At 40.8% G+C, this 1,197-nt stretch carries 1 protein-coding gene and 1 pseudogene; one reads left to right on the top strand and one right to left on the bottom strand.

Going from position 1 to position 1,197, the window contains the following annotated elements; all coding sequences use genetic code 11:
- On the bottom strand, positions 1-193 hold a 193-nt coding region (locus tag EZV76_RS17795; protein ID WP_236640955.1), incomplete at its 3' end, for a hypothetical protein.
- Between the two features lie 21 nt (positions 194-214).
- On the opposite strand from EZV76_RS17795, the pseudogene EZV76_RS17790 reads away from it, so the two are divergent.
- Positions 215-1,197: pseudogene (locus tag EZV76_RS17790) on the top strand (hypothetical protein); the annotation flags it as partial.

The following is a 1,197-nucleotide window of genomic DNA, read 5'->3' as shown; positions in this document are numbered from 1 at the left end:
TAGAGATGAATACTATATGGTAGCGGCAGGAAATTCGTTGGCATTGAATCGGGGCATTCAGGAAGAACAGGTTGTTCCAGCTCGATACCGCCAAGAATTCTTGACTGTTGCATGGGAACAGGCTCACCTTCGAAGTATTTTCCCCTTCCAATATTTTTCGATTGGAGCTTCCCTCATTCCTTTTATCGAGCATRATGATGCGAATCGGGCTTTAATGAGTTCTAATATGCAACGGCAAGCAGTTCCGCTTTCTCGGTCCGAGAAGTGCATTGTTGGAACTGGGCTGGAACGTCAAGCGGCTTTAGATTCAGGGGCTCTTTCTATAGCCGAACATGAGGRAAAGATCATTTATACCGATACTGACAAGATTRTTTTATCAGGTAATGGAGATAYTATAAGCATTCCATTAGTTCTRTATCAACGTTCCAACAAAMATACTTGTATGCATCAAAAMCCCCAGGYTCARCGGGGTCGATGCATTAAAAAGGGACAAATTKTAGCRGAYGGTGCTGCTACAGTTGGTGGGGAACTCGCTTTGGGKAAAAATRTAGTMGTGGCTTATATGCCRTGGGAAGGTTACAATTTTGAAGATGCAGTAYTCATTAGCGAGCGCTTRGTATATGAAGATATTTATACTTCTTTTAACATAMGGAAATAYGAAATTCAGAYTCATGTGACAAGCCAAGGCCCCGAAAGGGTCACTAAYGAAATACCGCATTTAGAAGCCCATTTGTTACGCAATTTAGACAAAAAYGGAATTGTGATGCTGGGATCTTGGGTGGAAACKGGTGATATTTTAGTAGGTAMATTAACCCCCCAGATGGTGAAAGAATCGTMCTATGCTMMGGAAGATAGATTATTACGAGCCATMCTTGGTATTCAGGTATCTATGTCAAAGGAAACTTGCCTAAAMCTACCTACAGGTGGTAGGGGKCGTGTTATTGATGTKMGATGGATCCAGAAGAARGGRGGCTCTARTTATAATCCAGAAACAATTCGTATATATATTTTACAGAAACGTGAAATCAAAGTAGGTGATAAAGTAGCTGGAAGACATGGAAATAAGGGTATCATTTCMAAAATTTTRCCTATACAAGATATGCCCTATTTGCAAGATGGAAGACCCGTCGATATGGTCTTCAACCCATTAGGAGTACCTTCACGAATGAATGTAGGACAGATATTTGAATGTTCACT

Source organism: Flagellimonas alvinocaridis (assembly GCF_004916895.1).
Classification (GTDB): domain Bacteria; phylum Bacteroidota; class Bacteroidia; order Flavobacteriales; family Flavobacteriaceae; genus Flagellimonas; species Flagellimonas alvinocaridis.
This window is presented reverse-complemented; position numbering and strand designations above follow the sequence as displayed.